Annotated in this window: 1 protein-coding gene; it reads left to right on the plus strand. The window is 41.3% G+C overall.

From position 1 onward, the window contains the following. Window positions 1-298 (plus strand): G5 domain-containing protein (locus LQ694_RS15485; protein ID WP_239772218.1); only part of this gene is annotated, 298 nt, incomplete at both ends.

Genomic DNA, 298 nt, shown 5'->3' on the forward strand with positions numbered 1-298 from the left:
GACGATGTCACAAAACATGGTCCAAAAGCAGGCGAACCAGAGGTTACTAAGGAAGAAATTCCATTTGAGAAGAAACGTGAATTCAATCCAGACTTAAAACCAGGTGAAGAAAAAGTAACACAAGAAGGACAACCAGGAGAGAAAACAACAACAACGCCAATTACAGTGAACCCAATCACAGGAGAAAAAGTAGGCGAAGGTGAGCCAACAGAAGAAGTAACAAAAGAACCAGTAGATGAAATCACACAATTTGGTGGAGAAGAAGTACCGCAAGGTCACAAAGATGAGTTCGATCCAA

Source organism: Mammaliicoccus sp. P-M58, assembly GCF_022386165.1.
GTDB lineage: Bacteria > Bacillota > Bacilli > Staphylococcales > Staphylococcaceae > Mammaliicoccus > Mammaliicoccus sciuri.